This is a genomic window from Ensifer sp. MJa1 (genome assembly GCF_037026475.1).
Lineage (GTDB): Bacteria > Pseudomonadota > Alphaproteobacteria > Rhizobiales > Rhizobiaceae > Ensifer.
Genome location: NZ_JAKUMO010000020.1, coordinates 50,674 through 68,277, shown reverse-complemented (window position 1 = coordinate 68,277; position 17,604 = coordinate 50,674). Strand labels below are relative to the sequence as shown.

The window sequence follows — 17,604 nt, the reverse complement described above, 5'->3', positions numbered from 1 at the left end:
ATGCTTGATTTCACCGATCCGGCACAAACGGTTTGCCGAGCGATGCCGGCGTGTTGATCAAGGTCATGCGCCGGTTATGCGAAATGAGGATGAGCACGAGGATCGTCGCGAGATAGGGCAGCGACGACAGGAACTGCGAGGGAATGCCGATTCCGAAGGCCTGTGCGTGCAACTGGCTGATCGACACCGCACCGAAGAGGTAGCCGCCGGCGACCACCCGCCACGGCCGCCAGGATGCAAAGACCACCAGCGCCAGCGCAATCCAGCCACGGCCGGCCGACATGTTCTCCACCCATTGGGGCGTGTAGACGAGCGAAAGCTGCGCCCCGGCAAGGCCCGCGCAGGCGCCGCCGAACATCACGGCAAGATAACGGGTGCGGATGACGTTCACGCCGAGCGCATGCGCCGATGCATGGCTGTCGCCAACCGCGCGCAGCTTCAGGCCGGCTCGACTCTTGAACAGGAACCAGTTCACACCGGCGACGACCCCGATCGAAAGATAGAAAATAATGTCCTGATGAAACAGCAAGGGTCCGAGATAGGGAATGTCTGACAGCAGCGGGATCGCGATCGGCTGCAGCTTGATGCCCTGGATGCCGAGGAAGCTTTCACCCAGCATGCCTGAGACGCCGATGCCGAGCAGCGTCAGGGCAAGGCCGGTCGCCACCTGGTTGGCGACAAGCGTCAAGGTCAGGAAGGCAAAGAGCTGCGAGAAGAGCGCGCCGCAGGCCACACCTGCAAGCATGCCGAGATAGGGAGATCCGGTGATCTGCGTGATCGCAAAGGCCGACACCGCCCCCATGATCATCATGCCCTCGACGCCGAGGTTGAGCACGCCGGAGCGCTCCGTTACCAGTTCGCCGATGGCGGCAAGAACCAGCGGGGTCGCAGCCGTGATGACGCTGAGCAGAATTGCTTCGACGATACCCATCAGTGGCTCCCCTCGGTGTTTTTCGCGGTGAGCCGGTCGAAGACCAATCGAACCCGGTAATGGATGAGCGTGTCGCAGGAAAGGACGAAGAACAGCAGCAAACCCTGGAAGACGCGCGTCACCTTTTCGGAAACGCCGATCGAAAGTTGCGCTGCCTCACCGCCAAGATAGGTGAGCGCCAGAACCAGGCCGGCGGCGACGATGCCAAGCGGGTTGAGGCGACCGAGGAAGGCAACGATGATCGCAGTGAAGCCGTAGCCGGGCGAGATTACCGGACGCAACTGCTGGATCGCGCCGCTGACCTCGGCAATGCCGGCAAGGCCGGCAAAGGCGCCGGAAAGCAGCATGGAGAACCAGATCATCCGACGCGACGAGAAACCGGCAAAGCGCCCTGCCCGCGCCGACTGGCCAAGAACCGAAATCTCGAAACCCTTCAACGTGTAGCGCATCATGAACCACACGAGGATCGCGGCGATGATGGCGAAGGCAAAACCCCAGTGGGTGCGCCCCGAGGCGATCATCTCCGGCAGGATCGCATCGGCCGAAAAGGTGCGCGTCTCCGGGAAGTTCATGCCGCCAGGATTGCGCCAGGGGCCGCGCACGAGCCAATCGAGAAAGAGCTGAGCCACGTAGACCAGCATTAGGCTCGTGAGGATCTCGTTGGTGTTCATGTGCGCCTTGAGGAAGGCGGGGATGGCGGCAAAGAGCGCGCCACCGAGCATGCCCATCAGCATCATCAGCGGCAGCACCAGCGGCGACTGCCATTCATAGAACACCACCGGCAGGATCGAGCCGGCAATCGCGCCCATGATGAACTGGCCCTCGGCGCCGATGTTCCAATTGTTGGAGCGAAAACAGACCGAAAGCCCGACGGCAATCAGGATCAAGGGCGCTGCCTTGATCGCCAGTTCGTGCAGTGACCAAACCTCGCTCAAGGGCTCCACGAAGAAGCTGTAGAGCGCCATGACAGGGTTCTTGCCGAGCAGCGCGAACATGATGCCGCCGAAGACGATCGTCAGCAGGAAAGCGATGAACGGTGACAGGATCGAAAACAGCGTCGAGACCTTGGCGCGTTTTTCCAGTTCAATGCGCATGTGCGGCCTCCGCGCCTTCCGTCTTGCCGTACATGCCCCCCATCAGGAGGCCGATCTTTTCGCGCGAGAGCTCCTTGGCCGGATAAGGATCGGAAAGCCGGCCGTCGCTGATGACGGCGATTTCTGTCGCCACTTCGAAGATCTCGTCGAGATCCTGGCTGATGACGAGCACGGCCGAGCCTGCCTTGGCGAGATCGACGAGCGCCTGGCGGATACGGCTTGCAGCCCCCGCATCCACACCCCAGGTCGGCTGGTTGACGACGAGGACGCTCGGCTGGCGGTCAAGTTCGCGGCCAACGATGAATTTTTGCAGATTGCCGCCCGACAGCGACCCCGCTGGCGGATCTTCGCCGCTCTTGCGTACGTCCATCGCCGCGGAGATCCGCTTCGTGGCCGTGGCAACAGCGTCGCGACGGATGACATTGAGGAAGCCGCCCCCCAAAAACGCCTTGGCATCGGAGCGGCTGCGCGCGAGCACGAGATTGTCCGAGAGCGGTAGCGCCGACACCGCTGCGTGCCCGTGGCGCTCTTCAGGAACGAAGCCGGCGCCCATCAGGCGGCGGGCATTGATGTTTTTGTTACCGACGGGCTTCTCGCGGATCTGCACCGCATTGTCGTCGGCAACCGGGTACTCCCCGGACAGCGCATCGAAGAGCTCGCCCTGGCCGTTGCCGGCAACGCCAGCGATGGCCAGCACTTCACCAGCATGAACCTTGAGACAGATGTTTTTCAGGGAAACGGCGAAGGGCGTGCGTGCCGGAACGGTCAGATGACGCGCCTCGAGCTGCACGGCACCCTTCGTGCTTGTGCCCTCTGCCGTCACCGCCGCCACGTCGCTCCCGACCATCATGCGCGCAAGCGACGATGGCGTCTCTGTCTTCGGGTCGCAGGCGCCAGTGACCTTGCCGTGGCGAAGCACGGTCGCGCGGTCGCAAATGCGCTGCACTTCCTCCAGCCGGTGGCTGATGTAGAGAACCGAACGCCCTTCGGCCTTCAGCTTGTTGAGCGTTTCGAACAGCCGGTCGGCCTCCTGCGGCGTGAGCACCGAGGTCGGTTCGTCGAGGATGATAAGCCGCGGGTTCTGCAGCAGTGCCCGCACGATCTCGATGCGTTGGCGTTCGCCAACCGAGAGATCGGCCACATGAGCCTTCGGATCGAGCGGAAGGCCGTAGGCATGCGACAGGCGCGAAGCCTCCTCCGCCACCTTTGCGAGCGATATGTTTGCATCCATCGAGAGCGCGATGTTCTCGGCGACAGTCAGTGCCTCAAACAGCGAAAAATGCTGGAAAACCATGCCGATGCCGAGCTTGCGCGCGGCTGCCGGATTGGCGATGCGCACGCTCTGGCCCTGCCAGACGATCTCACCTGCCGTCGGCGCCAAAACACCAAACAGCATCTTTACCAGGGTGGATTTTCCGGCACCGTTTTCGCCGAGAAGGGCGTGGATTTCGCCCTGGTCTATTTGCAGGTTGATCCCATCGCAGGCCGCAAAGCTGCCAAACAATTTCGTCAGGTTGCTCACAGCCAATAATGGACTGTTCGCCGTCGCTCCCTCAACAGGCACGCTGCCCTCTTTCCCCTCTGTCGATTCCCGTCCGCCTTAAGGCTTCGATCACGGAATCAGCAGTGTTGTTCCACTCGTTTTTCTTGTCTCGAGATCCGTATGCGCTTGCCCTGCGTCGGCGAGCGAATAAGTCTGATTTATATTGATACGCACTTTGTTGCTTTGCACAATATCAAACAGGGAATTTGCACACGCTTCCAGCGCGGGCCGCGTGGCGACGTAACCGAAGAGCGTCGGACGCGTTGCAAAGAGCGAACCCTTCTGCGCGAGAATGCCGATGCTGAACGCGTCGACTGGGCCTGACGAGTTGCCAAAGCTGACCCAAAGACCGCGCGGTTTCAGGCAATCGAGCGACGCCGGATAGGTGTCGCGCCCGACCGAATCGTAGACGACGTCGACGCCGCGGCCATCGGTCAACTCCTTGACTCGAGCGACGAAATTGTCGGTGCGGTAGTTGATCACGTGATCGTAGCCGTGCGCCAGCGCGAGCTCGATCTTGTCCTGCGCCCCCGCCGTGCCGATCACGGTTGCACCAAGTGCCTTTGCCCATTGTCCGGCAATCAAGCCGACACCGCCGGCTGCGGCATGGAAGAGGATCGTCGTGCCTGGGCCGACCTGGTAGGTCTGGTTGAGCAGGTACTGCGCCGTCATGCCTTTCAGCATCATCGCCGCAGCGGTCTCGAGCGTGATGCCGTCGGGAACTTTCACGAGTTGCGAGGCATCGACATTGCGCTCGCTGGCGTAGGCGCCGTCGGCCGAAGCATAGGCGACGCGATCGCCGATCGAAAACAGGCTCACGCCGTCGCCAACCGCCGTCACGATGCCGGCACCTTCCTTGCCCGGAACGAAAGGCAGACCCGAAGCGGACTTGTAGAGGCCGGTGCGGAAGTAGACGTCAATGAAATTGAGGCCAACCGCCACCTGGCGGATCTGCACCTCGCCCGGCCCCGGCGGCGAAAGGGTGACGCCTTCGAGTTTCAGGACCTCCGGTCCACCGAGTTCGCGTACCACAATCGCCTGTGCCATTGCCTGCTCCTATTTCCGGCCGAGATTCGGGAAAACCTGCAGCACGAAGCCAATCACGTAGAGATAGATGCCGGTGACCACAAAGCCGGTCACTACCCAGGCCGGCGTCGCGAAATGCAACAGCAGCGCGTAGATGCCAAGCGCCGACCAGACAAGGAAGATGCCGAGGTTCAGCGGCCGCAGCCGCTGAACGCGGACCGGGTGGAGAAAGTTGATCGGCAGGAAGGTAAGGGCAACCGAAACGAAGACCACGATCGACGCCGTCACCTCGCTTGCCTGGATGACGAACAATGTGAAGACGACCATGTTCCAGACAACCGGAAAGCCGGAGAAGAAATACTCGTCCGTCTTCATGCCCATGTCGGCATAGTAGATCGCGCTCGAAACCACGATCGCGCCGGCAGCGACGAAAGACCAGGGCTCGCCGATCATGCCGCTCTGGTAAAGCGCAAAGGCTGGCAGAAGCACATAGGTTACATAGTCGATGACGTTGTCGAGCGTGTCGCCGGACCAGTTGGGCAGCACTTCCTTGACCCGCACCTTACGCGCGATCGGTCCGTCGATACCGTCGACGAACAGTGCAAGCCCCAGCCACCAGAACATGTCGACGAATCGATGCTCTGCGGCGGCGACGACGCCGAGGAAGGCAAGAAACGATCCCGAAGCAGTCAAAATATGCACGGAAAAGGCGCGGATCTCGGCGTAGGGAACTCGTCTGTAGTTAAAGAACTTCATCTGCGGACGCCGCCTACCCCTATTGTTTTCTCCGCGCGGGCATCAAAGCCCGCTCCGACCGCTCTGCGGCGCATTGCGCGTAATATGCACCCTTTGCAACGCATCGCCACTAAAATTCAAGCTTTGCAGCCTCCGCTCGCCACAATGTCCTGTGGACACCTGCAAATTGCTTCTGCGCTGATTCTACCCATTTATTTCGCCGTCGCCGGCGACTAGAGGTAAGATTAGGACGGGATGACAACACCTGTCGGCGGAAGCGAAGGGTTCGTACACATCATGGATCACTATGATATCGCCATCATCGGTGCGGGTCTCGCCGGGTCGCTCGCAGCCATTGCTCTCGCCGACGTCGGCTACCGCGTCGCCCTGATCGGACCAGAGCCGTCGGTTGCCGACGGCCGCACCACCGCACTGATGGACCAGTCTATTGAATACCTGAGGAAACTGGACCTGTGGGACAAGGTGGAGCCGTTGACGGCGCCACTTGCGACCATGCGCATTCTCGACGGCACCAACCGGCTTTTGCGCGCACCGCCGGTCAATTTCCGCGCCTCGGAGGTCGGGCTTGAGGCCTTCGGCTACAATATCCCGAATGCGCCCTTCATCGACATCCTCAGGCAGAGGGCCGAAGCGAGCCCGACGCTGACCCGCATTGCAGCGTCGGCCACCGGCTTCGATCTTCCCGCCGACACCGTCGCGACGATCACCCTTGCGAATGGCGACAGCTTGAGCGCCGATCTTGTCGTCGGCGCCGACGGCCGTCGCTCGCCGGTGCGCGAGGCGGCGAACATCTCCGCCAGCACCTGGTCCTATCCGCAGACGGCGGTCGTGCTCAATTTCGCGCACGAACTGCCGCATCAGAACATCTCGACGGAGTTTCATACCGAAAGTGGGCCGTTCACCCAGGTGCCCCTGCCCGGCAAGCGCTCGAGCCTTGTCTGGGTGCGCAAGCCGGAGGATGCCGCGGACACGCTGTCACTCGACCTTGCGAGCCTCTCGCGCGCCGTCGAGGACCAGATGCAATCTATTCTCGGCAAGGTGACCGTCGAGGGCACGCCGCAGTCCTTCCCGCTTTCCGGCATGACCGCGCAGCGCTTCGGCAAGGGGCGCGTCGTGCTGCTTGGCGAGGCGGCGCACGCCTTCCCGCCGATCGGGGCGCAAGGGCTCAACCTCAGCCTTCGCGACGTGATGACGCTGGTCGAACTCATCGGGGCACCGCAGGGTGAGGCGCTGGCCGCCGATATCGGCAATCGCTTCGACAGCCGCCGCCGCCTCGATATCGTCAGCCGCACCGCAAGCGTCGATCTGCTCAATCGCTCGCTGCTTTCCGGTTTCCTGCCGGTTCAGGCGCTGCGCGCGCTTGGGCTGCATGTGCTTTCTGCCGTCGGACCACTACGCAGCCTCATGATGCGCGAAGGCGTTCATCCCGGAAGTGCGCTCAACGCCTTGAAGGAAGGCTTAAGGGAAAAGATCGGGCGGAAGAGCGCCTGAGCGGATCAGGTAAAGCAGGCCCGTCACCGTTGCGACCGAGAGCGTCGTGGTGATCAGGATCGTCGCCGAGGCCCGCTCCTGCCAGACACCATACTGATGGCCGATGACGAAGACGTTCGTTGCCGTGGGCAGTGCGGCGAGCAGCACCGCCGTCTGTACCCAGATCGGATCGTAGTTGCCGGTCAGGCTCATGGCGGTGAACATCACGATTGGATGCAGCACCAGCTTTGCCGGCACAATGTAGCCGATCTCGACCGGGATGCGCTTGATCGGCCGGAGCGCCAGTGTCACGCCCATGGCAAACAGTGCACAGGGTGCCGCGCACTGGGCGAGATAGTCGATGAGCCGCTGAACCGGCACCGGCGGTTGGATGGCGAAAAAGGCGGCAACGACGCCTGCAAGCGTTGCCAGGATGAACGGGTGCAGGATGATCTTGCGCCCAACGCTTGCGGCAAGCACCAGCGGCTTTTCCTGCCGGCCGCCTGATATTGCCATCATCGCAGGTGCCACGGCGAAATGGGCCGCGTTCTCGAAGCTGAAGATCAGTGCCACCGGCACCGCGGCGGCATCGCCCAAGGCCAGAAGCGCCAGACCCGGGCCCATATAGCCGATATTGCCATAGGCAGCGCCAAAGCCTTGGATCGTCGATTCGGCAATCGAGTTGCGCCGCACATAGATGCCGACCAGGAAGATCAGGGAAAAGACGATGTAGGTGGCGCCGACTGTCGTCAGGATGAAGTCGGCACGCGCAAGCTGCTCGATCGGCGTGCGCGACACGAGCTTGAAGAACAGCGCCGGCAGAGCAAGGTAGATGATGAAGGTGTTGAGCCACCCCATCGCCTCGCCCGGATGATGGACGAAGCGTGCCGTCAGATAGCCGAGGAAGATCAGGCCGAAGAATGGCAGCACCAGGCCTGCGATTTCCGTCATCGTTCTTCCCTGTCCTGCCACTTGCCGCGCCGTGCCGGCACCAATCGAGCCTTTGGCCGCACGCCTAACGCATGAAGCATGCCAGCATTAGGCGGCCCCTGCCGAAAAGTGATTCCGATTTACGAGGTTATGCCCTAGCCGATTTTCATCAGGATCGGGAAGGTCTGCTGGAACCAGATGGCGACGGAACTGATGAAGCCGAAGAGGAAGGCGAGGCCGGCGAGGACGAGCAGACCGCCCATCAGCTTCTCGACCATGCCGAGATGACGGCGGAACCGGAACAGGAAGCGCATGAAGGCGCCGGAGAAGCCGGCCGCAATCCAGAATGGAATGGCAAGCCCGAGCGAATAGATGGCGAGCAGCATGGCGCCATCAGACACCGTGTCGCGCGCCGCCGCGACGCCGAGGATCGTTCCGAGCACCGGGCCGATGCACGGCGTCCAGCCGAAGGCGAAGACGAGCCCCATGATATAGGCACCCGAGAGCGTCGCCGGCTTGCCGCCGCCCTGGAACCGGGCTTCGCGCGCAAGCAGCCCGATCTTGAAGACGCCAAGAAAATGCAGACCCATGATGATGATGATCACGCCGCCGACGCGCGACAGCAGGTCCATATGCTGCCGCAAAAGCAGACCGATCGACGAAGCCCCTGCCCCAAGCGCCACGAACACCGTTGCAAAACCAAGCGTGAACAGAAGCGCCGCGGGCAGGACCGCACGCCGCGTGCTGCCGATCGTCGCCGCGTCACCGCCGCGGAACTGATCGACTGAAACGCCGGCCATGTAGCACAGATAGGGCGGCACCAGAGGCAGGACGCAGGGCGACAGGAAAGAAAGCGCACCGGCAAGAATGGCGGTCCAGATGGAAATATCGGCAATCGACAACGGCAAGAACTCCGGCATGCGGCATTTGGGCTATCCCTTAGCCGCAGGATCAGTATGATACCAATCACCTTTTGGCGATCATTGCACCTGCGCCCTTTGTTCGGGAAAATCGCAATTTTTCGGTTGACCGGCGGGAAACACGCGTGCATATGTCCGCCCACTTCCGCCGGGCTTCACGGCCGCGGCCAGGGAGCGCGTAGCTCAGCCGGTAGAGCAACTGACTTTTAATCAGTAGGTCCAGGGTTCGAATCCCTGCGCGCTCACCAAAAACTCCAAAGAAATCAAAGTTTTACAGCAATCACTAAGCTAAGCCGGGTAACGATTCTTTCGTTTTACGGCGCGTTTTACGGCGCAGCGCCGGAATTTGCCTCCCCGTCCCATCCATGAGACACTCCCTTGTCTTCCCTTTGGGATGATGACAGCGGAACAGAGCGAAGGCCGGGTGCCCAATCTCCCGGCCTTTTGCTTGCCTTGAGCATATCTAGCGTGACAAGCCCGCAAGCGTTATCCTGACCGCATGTCAGAACCGACCCCCAGCGTTACCGAAGCGAAGGAAGCCTATCTGTTTCTGAAGCAGAGCTATGAGGCGTCGGTGATCCAGCGCCGCCTCGGACTATCCGGGCAATCCCGCCATTCCCTCGATCACATCGTCGCCGATGCCGGACGCCGGGTGCGCCTCGTCAATTGGGCGAAGACCATGGTCGAGATGGAGCGTCGCCGCCGATGAGCCACCGCGATCCGCCCATCGGTGAAGCACTTCAGAAGCTGGTGAGCGAGATCAGGCATTCGGGCATGCCGCCGAGCGAGATCGTCAGGGAAACCGGGCTTTCGAGAAATACGCTCTGGCGCATGGAGTCGGGGCTTGCGACCGCGCCGAGCTACGGAACCGTGCAGCGCCTTCAGAACCTGCGCGACCGGCTGAAACGATGATGGCCGGGCAATAGCCAAACACCCGGCCATCCTTCCGACTGAAGCGGCTCTCTCATGCTCCGGTCAGGTCCGCTATCTTCCTTGCTTCAGCAGTCCACCGGGACGGGACTCCGCGACCAGCACGGCTTGAACGGCAATGTTGATCCGGTTGCCGAGATCGCGCGCATCTTCGCTGCTTGCCGTCACCATCCCGGTCTGGACGTCGATAGCGACGTCGCCGAGATAGGTGTTGCCGCCGTTACCCATGCCGCCGCGCCGAACGACGGAACGCGGGATGACCGCTTCGCCTTTTTGCAAAATTGCTGGATATTCGCCTGGCATGAGACCATTGTGCAGCCGTGGCGCGCCAGCGAACATTGCCGGAGAGACGTTGCGCATGTCGCGGGTGCCGCCATGCAGACCGCGATGGGCGGTCGCGACCGATGCGCCGCCGCCGCCGAACCCACCGATGAACTTCGAGATGACACCGCCGAGCGCGTCCTTTGCGAAGACAGCCTGAAGCGTCAAATCGATGATGGTATCCAGCACGCGGTTCAACATGTTCCTGAAGGCGTCGCCAGCCGGAACGCCGTTCCTGAGATCGGAGATGAAGCCTGAGATCGCGGCCTGTGCGGTGCCGGTGAAGGCATCCGCCACCTTCTGCGCGTCGTTGGCAAGGCGCTGTTGTTCGGGTGAGAGTTCACGTTGCGCCTGAAGCAGCCTAGCCGCTGCGGCTGCGGCCTCGTCGAGCGCTCTGGATTCCTCGTCGATGAAGGGGGTGGCGTTGCGTGCGGCCTCGCCGACATTGAAATCACCGCCGCCGAAAAGTGCGGCCTCACGTTTGCGCCGTTCGGGATTGGCCGAAAGAGAGGCGATGGCTTGCGCCACCTGTCCACGGTCTCCGGCCTTGATCGCCTTGACGATCGATGACGGCAGATTTCCGTAATTGTAGGCAATCGAGGTGAGCGCGGCCTGTTGGCTCTCTTCAAGCGAGCGCCAGATGTCGCCGCCGATCTGCCCCTTGATCGTATTCTGGAACTCGACGATGCGCCGGGAAAGGTCGGCATTGGCTTGCGCCAGCGTGATGACGGTCGATTGTGTCACCTCCTGCACCTTGCCGAGATCATCGACGAAGGTGTCGGAACCGAAGCCGACGCGGAAATGGTTCGTGTCCCACTTGGCAGCTGTGATGAAGCCTTCTTCGGCCTTGATCAGCTTTGCCGCCGCCGAGTTGAGCGCGTCTGCCCTCTGGCTGATTGCCGCCGCCTGGTCGGCCCCTGATAGGCCGATGCCGCCCGGTCCTATCGAATAGTCGGTGATGGGGTTCCTGACGTCCTTGAAGGCGTCGCCGATTTCCTTGAACTTCTGAAGCACCCGGTTCAACACCGGCATGACGTCGGTGTCGAAGGTGGTGGCGAGGGTCTTGGCTGAGTCCACTTGCGAGCCCGCTGCCTTCGCTATCGCCTCCTGAAGCCGCTTGATCTGTTCGGATGGGTCTTTGCCCGCCTTGATCGCTTCCTGCACATCGTTGAAGGCTTGGCTGAGTTCGTCGCCAACTCTGCCGTATTTCTCGAAATCGAAGTTTTGCAGATCGATGCGCACTGCGGCGATGTCGGCGACGAAGTTCGAGAAGGTCTCTGCGGTGTCCTTCGCCGCATCACCCAGAAGCTTCTGCTTGTCGGCGACCAGCTGCGTGGCCTCAGCCGCGCGCAAGAGTTCGTCGGTGTAGGCCTTGACGCCCGGAAGGGTGCCTTTCCAGCGCTCGCCGATTTCCTTGATCGCCTTCTGCTGCTTCTCGATTTCCTCGCGCGCCTTGTCGGCTTCCTCGCCGGTCGAGTTGAAGAACGTCTGCATCGCCGATGTCAGCGTTCCGAAGGCGATGATCGCCGCGCCGACCGCGAGATTGGCTGGGGATAGCGTTGCGGCAAGCGCCCCGCCGAGACCCTTCAGCAGCCCGCCCTTCGCGGCGAGATCGGTGATCGCATCACCGGCTTGCGATGCCTGTTGCGCGGCGACCGTGAAGGGTGATGCGCCGGAGAGAAGCGACGTGGTGATGTCGGAAAACTGGAAACCTAAGTTGCGCGTCGAGTTCTGCATTGAGCGGCTGATCTGCTGCGACGTCCGGTCGATGCCCTTGCCCGCGCTGGCAAAGTCTTTCTCGATGCCGGTCGTCGTTCGTCTCACGTCATCGTTCGCTGCCTTCAGCGACCGCTGCAACGAACGAATATCGGCGCTAAGTTGCAAAACAAGCTTGGTGCTATCTTCGGTTGCCATATCGCCAAATCCATCTATTTGTCCAAATCGGCCATGGAAGCTTCAGGAAGCGCTAGACCGGCTTCGGGCAGTTCGGCATCAGCCCGACCACGTTTGACGCCTGACGCGCCGCCTTGAGCGCCGCCGACGCCTCAATCGCGCCGCTCGACCTCAGTTTCGCGATGAACATCTCGATTTCGGTGACCGCATCGATCAGGGGCACGGTTCTGGTTTCGATGTGGCCTTCGGCATCGGCGACGACGATCATCGCGTCGGCAGCGTTGGTGACGATGAACAGAGGCTCGCCGGGCTTGCCCGGATTAATCGGAACGTCGTGGCGCAAGCCATCCGTCATGGTCGGTATCCCTGCAATTCTGACCGGCTCGCTCATGCTCGATACTCCTGCCTCAGCCTTTCGACCTCATCGCGCAACGCCTCGACTTGGCGCTGCAACGCGACCCTTTCGGCGCGATGGTCCTTCAGTGCCTTCTCGACGGCATCGGCGATCCGGCCATCGACCTCGTTGCGCGCCATCTCCGACGCGCGCGACCGCACGCCCGACAAGAGATCGCGGCGCAAGGCGGCGATCTTGCCGTCGATCTTCAGTTCGGTCTCGGCGAGGTCTTTGGCGATGGCTTGCAGCGCCCCTTCCTCGAACGCGGCGAACTTCTCGCCGATGAAATTGCCGAACTTGTTAAGCGTTACCGTGCTGATCGTCGCCGTTGGCGCTGCTGCGCTCTTCGGCTGGCTCGTCATCTTGCCGCTTCCGTTGTGCAGCGCCTGACGTTGCGCCCGGAGGTCTTCAATGCCATCGAGGTCGGCAATGCCGCGCGTCACGACCGGCTTCCCGCGCCTGATGTCGGCCTTTGCCTCGGCGATGTGCCTGTCGCGATCCCGCCGCATGGCCGCTTGTGCGTCGGCTGAGAAGCCTTCAAGGCTGCGCTCGAACTCTTGATCGGTCAGCATGGCGGTCACCATGCCGGGCCATCGACGACCGCCGCGACCGTCGAGGAGCGCCAGTCGAGGTTTTCGATCAGCCGAAGCGCAAGGCAATCGGTTTGATACAACGAGCGCGTGGGTGCCGCGACCACGTTCGGAGCGCCGGGAGTCGAGATCGCCAGAGCGTTGCTGTCCTCGTGCAGAACCGCTTCCTTGGTGACGGAAATGTCGGGACTGCCGGGCTCGACGCCGATCACCAGATCGTCGCAATCCAGCGCGATCACCCGGTCGCCAGCGAACTCGCTCGCGATCACCGGGAACGAACCGGGGAAACTCAGGGCCAGAAAAGCCGCTCGCCCAGGCGAGACGATCAGCACCGGGCTTGTCGCCGCTGCCGGGTTCGACAGGGCATCGATCAAGGCCGAGATGTCAGCCGCCGCCGCCGTCACCGGATCGGTCGCCGTCGAGGCTGGCACATCGGTCGCGCCGACCAAAACGCCGCCCGGCGAACTTGCCGTCGCCGCATCGTCCGACAGGAAGATGTTATCGATAGACCGGGCAATGTCCTGCCCCAGCGTCCGCGAGACGATGGTCTCGACGGTTGCCACGCTGCGCTTCATCAGTTCGCTCGTGTAGATGCTGATGACGCTCGCCTTCTTGCCGGTGAGCGACAGCGACGACAGATGACCGCCGCGAACCGGAATCGGATCACCTTCGGCAATGAACGGCGTGGGAATGATCGCCGAAGGAACCGAATAGGGGAACCGGATCGGCGACGGGGCGCTCGCAAGGTCCACCCGGAGCGACATGGCCGCAAGCCGGGTGACGACCGACTGAGGAGCCAGCGCCAGCAAGAGCGAAGGATTGACGCCTTCCTGCACCAACTCAGCCGCCCATCCCGCGACAGATGTCAGCGCCGGTTGCACGGAAGAGCGCGCCAGTTGCGCAAGGCTCTTCAGCGTCGGATCGTTCGGATAGGTCATCTTCAGACCGGATGCGAAATCAAAGCCGGTCGAGCGCGCCGACGCCATCGTCACGACCAGCGCCTTGATCAGGGTGCGCCGCATCTGCGCTTCCGGGCCGGTCTTCTGACCGCCGCCGCGCAGTTTGCGGCTGATGCCGACAAGCAACGCCTTCTGGTCGTCGAGTTTTTCGAGGATGGATGCGGACATGGAAACCTCCCAATAGCCGGGAAGTTCTCAATCGCAGGCCGATACTGCGCTTTCCACGGCAAGGTCAGAATATCAGCCTAAGCCACTGAAATCGCGCTACCTTTTAGGTAAGTTGAGAGGGGAAAATTCCCGCTGGCGGGAAGTTCGAGGCCGGTCAGAACCGTTATATCCGACCGGATATAACCCCTTTTCCAAAATCCCGCGAGTGGTATTTCTTGGGGGCCGCCGGTCCCGGAGGGGTGCATCCCAGCGTTTCAATGGTCCCCCGCCCTCAACCGCGCCGTGCCCGCATGCGATACGCGGCCTGTCGGCACGGTGACGAGCAGAAGCGTGCATCGCTTCGAACGGTAGTGAACAATGATCCGCAAACCTTGCAGTTAGACGGCTCGCGCTGCGCCCGTCGCTGCTCGGCGTGCCAGCGCGACCAGCCCTTCGAAGAGCAGCCATCACAACAATAGTTATGCTTCGGAAAGCGGTAGGACGCGAAGCGATGGACGGGGCGACCGCAGTAGCCGCAAGGTTGAGGCGAATGGAAATCGCGGGGATATTGTTTGGCGACGCAAGCCGCGCAGGTAGCGGCCTTCGGTTGCCAAACCTTGTCGTGTGTTATCCATACCGGCTCATCCGCCGCGACAGTCCGACCACAGTAACGGCAGAGACAGACGGGAATGACGTTACGGATAGGACTTGTTTCGGTTGTAGTGAGGTTATTATCTGTAACGCTCATCAGCTCATCCACCCTCAAGCGTTACGGCTATCTGTTGTTTAATAAAACAGAAGTTATTATCCGTAACGCGGTTTGCACAATCGGAATCATTCCTCTTTTGCATGCGGCGTCACCTTGATGCAGTTGGCGACCATGCGCTCGACGACCAGATCGAGGTCGGCGGCGACGAGATCGTGCGTCACACCGAAGCGGGCTGCACTCTTCGCCATGGCCACACCAAATTCGTGGAGTTCGGCGAAGAACGCGTCCGGTGTCTCGGTCTCGAACAGGCAATGTTCGAGCAGTTGATAGTTGCCATCGACGAAGAGCGAACCGCGCACGACGGACGTGGTGCCCTCGAACAGCAAAGCGATGGTGCGCTGACTGATCGTCATGTTATCCTCCTCCTTGCCCGGTTAGCGCAGGGTGTGGCTCGTTATGAGCGCCTTCGGGCCGACGCGCCTCGGAACGCACACGATTTGCCATGCTGCGGCTGCGGGTTCACCCTCGCAGCCGCTTCGCGTTCATATCCATGATGACGGCAGCACGATCAGACCGGGCGTCGCGACTGCGGCGGCGTAGGTCGAGCCGGGAAGCCACCACGACCACTCACGCGGCAGGACCGTGACTTCCAGGCTGACGTCATTGTCGCCTTTCCACCCGTAGGATTGAAGTTCTGCCGACTTCGACATCAAAGCGGGGTTAGCGTAAGGCATGCAGAGCGCGACGAAATCTAGTTTCTTGCGTCCGAAGCGATAGAAGATCGGGTGATCGACGGTTTGACCTTCGAGTCCATAACCACTGAATGGATGACCCACGCGACGCCACGCCGACGCCGGAACCGATGGCACAACAACCGGCAGGCACTCCACCCGAAACCATTCGATTGCCGCGCGATGCAACTCGCCCATTTCCCTGCTCAAGTTCCGGTCACGTCCCCATCCTCTGCGATTCAATTCGAGAATGCGCTCAACCATTGCGGCATCCGGAAGCGGGATATTCATTGTGCAATCCTCCTTTTTACCTATGCGTCCGATTATATCGCATGCGACCTTGGCGGGGACGGCGGGGTCTGGCGGGGTCACTTCCGGTAGGTTCGGTGTATGTATTTTTGTGCAGTGCACAATTTTCTTCTCCTGTAGGTATAAGAAAGTGTCCCCGCTTGTCCCCGCCTAAAAAGGTAAGTCATTGAAATCACTTGATCCGATGGTAGGTCCGAATTGGAGGAGACTGTTATTTTCGACCTCGATGCAGCCCCAATTCATGATTTTTCGCTTGCTATCCAGCCTCGAAATGAGCTTCCGTCCGCCGACGATCTTGTCTTTCTGCTTGGCAAGCCAGTTGCCTAGAGCCCTCTTATCCACACCACCTTTCCCGTCACCTGCGATCTGTTTCAGGGCTTCGTTCCAGTCCGATAGAGCATCCAGCGACTTGTCACGCCCTTCGATGAGTTCTGCGACCGTGAGAAGTTTGGGGTTGCCTTTAAAATCGATACCGAAAGCCTGTTCCGGCCAGTTGGCGAAGATGGCCTCGCGTTTGTGCCGCTCTGGATCGTTTGCCTTGACCGCCTTCATCGACAAAACTGGATCCTCATAGCCGAGCCAGACCAGTGACTCCCTCACCGATTTCGACCATCCCTCATAAGAAGCGAGCGGCGGTAGCCGCACCTTCCCATTGCTCTTGAGATAGCTGCCGACAATCGTGAGGGCTGCATGCACATAGCGACCGCGCTCGGCGATGACGGCCTTGTCGGGGCGCGCCTTATACTCGTGCTCTTCCGGGTTCTCCTCGTTGCGGTCCACGGTCGCGAGCAGCGTTCGCCGGGTGAGGTCATCGACGACCTGAAGATTGTTGCCGTTGGCGAAGAAGGTCACCCGCTGTTCGATGCGTGAGAGGTTCGAGGTGCCGAGCGGACGGACGTCGATCACCGGCTCGGTCAATGCCTGACACAAAAGCGACGAGCCGAGCCGCCCGACCATGTTGTCCAGGCTGATGATTGAAGGTCCGACCATCATCGCCGCTGTCAGCCGCTTCTCGAACTCGTCTTCGTCGCGGGCTGGCGGAATGACGGCGCAAGGTCGCCCCGTCGCGATCAGGGAGGCCAGCCGCGACAGGTAACTCTTGCCTGATCCCGGCGTCGGCGCGGTGACGGCATGCATCGGGGCAAGCGGGATGATGCCGCGACATACCGGCGTGATCAGCATCGACATCGCCACCGCCTTGGACTCCTCGCCCACGAACTCATATTCGTCGATCAGGCCATGCAGGAAGTTGGCGGCTTCGATAGCGTCACTCTTCTCCTCTGAGATCACGATGGAAGGAAGCACCGGCAGGTTCGCGAGCAGGAGTCGCGACGGTCGATGCACACCCGGCTCGTTGATGACCTCGCCGGTTTTTTCGATAGTCTGCGCCGCAACGATGTTGGTGACCTCTGGGAACGGCCAGAATCCGACGCGGTTGAGGATCATGTTGGCGATATCGACCGGGGCGTTGACGAAGAATTCCTTGTTCTTCGGTCCCGTCTTGACGAAGGTGCACGCGGTATTCATCAGGTGGCGCATGCGATGCAGGTTGATCGGAATCAATCGCGCCGTGCGATCGATGGTCCCTTCCTGCGCTGTCGTGTCGCCTTCGATGGCCTCGACCAGCATCCCGGCCTTGACGTAGACCGGCAAGCCCCAAGCCATCAGCGCCTCCTCGACCATGGCGCACATGTCATTTTCGAGACCGCCGACGATATCGATCCTGATGCGGTCGAGCTTCGCGAGCGGTTCGGTGTTCGGTGATGTCTGGCGACCACGACCGCGCGATCCTCCGACGACCGATAAGCGGGCCTCTGGCTTTTCCAACATAGGACTCCTCTCCAATTGTCTTGGGAAGGAAGTCGCCGTATTGTGGTGTGGTCAGTCTTTCCCCAGACTCCACGGCGAAAACCTTCAAGCCGGTGACCTTTCAGAGTCACCGGCCTTTTCG

At 61.3% G+C, this 17,604-nt stretch carries 17 protein-coding genes and 1 tRNA gene; 4 read left to right on the top strand and 14 right to left on the bottom strand.

The genetic code is table 11. The features are described from left to right. Positions 1 to 10 precede the first annotated feature (10 nt). The 5 genes from MKZ91_RS23670 to pcsA are packed head-to-tail and all read right to left on the bottom strand — an operon-like array spanning position 11 to position 5,350. The gene (locus MKZ91_RS23670; protein WP_336173479.1) at positions 11 to 931 is read right to left on the bottom strand and encodes an ABC transporter permease; all 921 of its coding nucleotides are present in this window, start codon (positions 929 to 931) and stop codon (positions 11 to 13) included. After that, on the bottom strand, positions 931 to 2,025 hold the full coding sequence (locus tag MKZ91_RS23665) for an ABC transporter permease (protein WP_336173478.1): 1,095 nt from the start codon (positions 2,023 to 2,025) through the stop codon (positions 931 to 933). The genes MKZ91_RS23670 and MKZ91_RS23665 overlap by 1 nt, the downstream gene beginning before the upstream one ends. After that, positions 2,015 to 3,589 (bottom strand): ABC transporter ATP-binding protein, encoded by a 1,575-nt coding sequence (locus MKZ91_RS23660; protein ID WP_336173477.1) that lies wholly within the window; start codon positions 3,587 to 3,589, stop codon positions 2,015 to 2,017. The genes MKZ91_RS23665 and MKZ91_RS23660 overlap by 11 nt, the downstream gene beginning before the upstream one ends. Positions 3,590 to 3,637: 48 nt before the next feature. Continuing rightward, the gene (locus MKZ91_RS23655; protein ID WP_336173476.1) at positions 3,638 to 4,615 is read right to left on the bottom strand and encodes a quinone oxidoreductase family protein; all 978 of its coding nucleotides are present in this window, start codon (positions 4,613 to 4,615) and stop codon (positions 3,638 to 3,640) included. Between the two features lie 9 nt (positions 4,616 to 4,624). Next, positions 4,625 to 5,350, bottom strand: a complete 726-nt coding sequence (gene pcsA / locus MKZ91_RS23650) for a phosphatidylcholine synthase (RefSeq protein WP_336173475.1) — start codon at positions 5,348 to 5,350, stop codon at positions 4,625 to 4,627. 276 nt (positions 5,351 to 5,626) lie between these two features. Between pcsA and MKZ91_RS23645 the strand changes: the two genes are divergently transcribed. Then, positions 5,627 to 6,841, top strand: a complete 1,215-nt coding sequence (locus MKZ91_RS23645) for a UbiH/UbiF family hydroxylase (protein WP_336173540.1) — start codon at positions 5,627 to 5,629, stop codon at positions 6,839 to 6,841. Here the strand turns inward: MKZ91_RS23645 and MKZ91_RS23640 are convergent. Next, positions 6,809 to 7,771, bottom strand: a complete 963-nt coding sequence (locus MKZ91_RS23640; protein ID WP_336173474.1) for an AEC family transporter — start codon at positions 7,769 to 7,771, stop codon at positions 6,809 to 6,811. The two genes, MKZ91_RS23645 and MKZ91_RS23640, sit on opposite strands and share 33 nt — an antisense overlap. 134 nt (positions 7,772 to 7,905) lie before the next feature. Further along, positions 7,906 to 8,652, bottom strand: coding sequence for a cytochrome c biogenesis CcdA family protein (locus MKZ91_RS23635; protein ID WP_336173539.1), 747 nt, complete (start codon positions 8,650 to 8,652; stop codon positions 7,906 to 7,908). Between the two features lie 190 nt (positions 8,653 to 8,842). Between MKZ91_RS23635 and MKZ91_RS23630 the strand changes: the two genes are divergently transcribed. From MKZ91_RS23630 to MKZ91_RS23620, 3 genes are all read left to right on the top strand, one after another. Beyond that, positions 8,843 to 8,918: transfer RNA gene (locus MKZ91_RS23630), tRNA-Lys, on the top strand. A gap of 251 nt (positions 8,919 to 9,169) precedes the next feature. Continuing rightward, complete coding sequence (locus MKZ91_RS23625) at positions 9,170 to 9,379, top strand: hypothetical protein (protein WP_336173473.1); 210 nt, start codon at positions 9,170 to 9,172, stop codon at positions 9,377 to 9,379. Further along, complete coding sequence (locus MKZ91_RS23620; RefSeq protein WP_336173472.1) at positions 9,376 to 9,582, top strand: XRE family transcriptional regulator; 207 nt, start codon at positions 9,376 to 9,378, stop codon at positions 9,580 to 9,582. The genes MKZ91_RS23625 and MKZ91_RS23620 overlap by 4 nt, the downstream gene beginning before the upstream one ends. 72 nt (positions 9,583 to 9,654) lie before the next feature. Here the strand turns inward: MKZ91_RS23620 and MKZ91_RS23615 are convergent, their stop codons facing one another. From MKZ91_RS23615 to MKZ91_RS23585, 7 genes are all read right to left on the bottom strand, one after another. After that, entirely contained in the window at positions 9,655 to 11,835 is a 2,181-nt protein-coding gene (locus MKZ91_RS23615; protein WP_336173471.1) for a phage tail length tape measure family protein, read from the bottom strand. Between the two features lie 52 nt (positions 11,836 to 11,887). Next, positions 11,888 to 12,205 (bottom strand): hypothetical protein, encoded by a 318-nt coding sequence (locus MKZ91_RS23610; protein ID WP_336173470.1) that lies wholly within the window; start codon positions 12,203 to 12,205, stop codon positions 11,888 to 11,890. Next, positions 12,202 to 12,780, bottom strand: a complete 579-nt coding sequence (locus MKZ91_RS23605) for a hypothetical protein (protein ID WP_336173469.1) — start codon at positions 12,778 to 12,780, stop codon at positions 12,202 to 12,204. Before MKZ91_RS23605 ends, MKZ91_RS23610 begins: the two co-directional genes overlap by 4 nt. Before the next feature lie 5 nt (positions 12,781 to 12,785). Then, positions 12,786 to 13,925 (bottom strand): phage major capsid protein, encoded by a 1,140-nt coding sequence (locus MKZ91_RS23600; protein WP_336173468.1) that lies wholly within the window; start codon positions 13,923 to 13,925, stop codon positions 12,786 to 12,788. Positions 13,926 to 14,738: 813 nt separating this feature from the next. Further along, on the bottom strand, positions 14,739 to 15,026 hold the full coding sequence (locus MKZ91_RS23595) for a hypothetical protein (RefSeq protein ID WP_336173467.1): 288 nt from the start codon (positions 15,024 to 15,026) through the stop codon (positions 14,739 to 14,741). 129 nt (positions 15,027 to 15,155) lie between these two features. Next, a complete protein-coding gene (locus MKZ91_RS23590; protein WP_336173466.1) occupies positions 15,156 to 15,635 on the bottom strand; it encodes a hypothetical protein in 480 nt (159 codons plus the stop codon). A 168-nt stretch (positions 15,636 to 15,803) separates the two neighbouring features. Beyond that, positions 15,804 to 17,483 carry a hypothetical protein gene (locus tag MKZ91_RS23585; protein WP_336173465.1) on the bottom strand — a complete coding sequence of 560 codons (1,680 nt, stop codon included), beginning with the start codon at positions 17,481 to 17,483 and terminating at the stop codon, positions 15,804 to 15,806. Between the last annotated feature and the right edge of the window lie 121 nt (positions 17,484 to 17,604).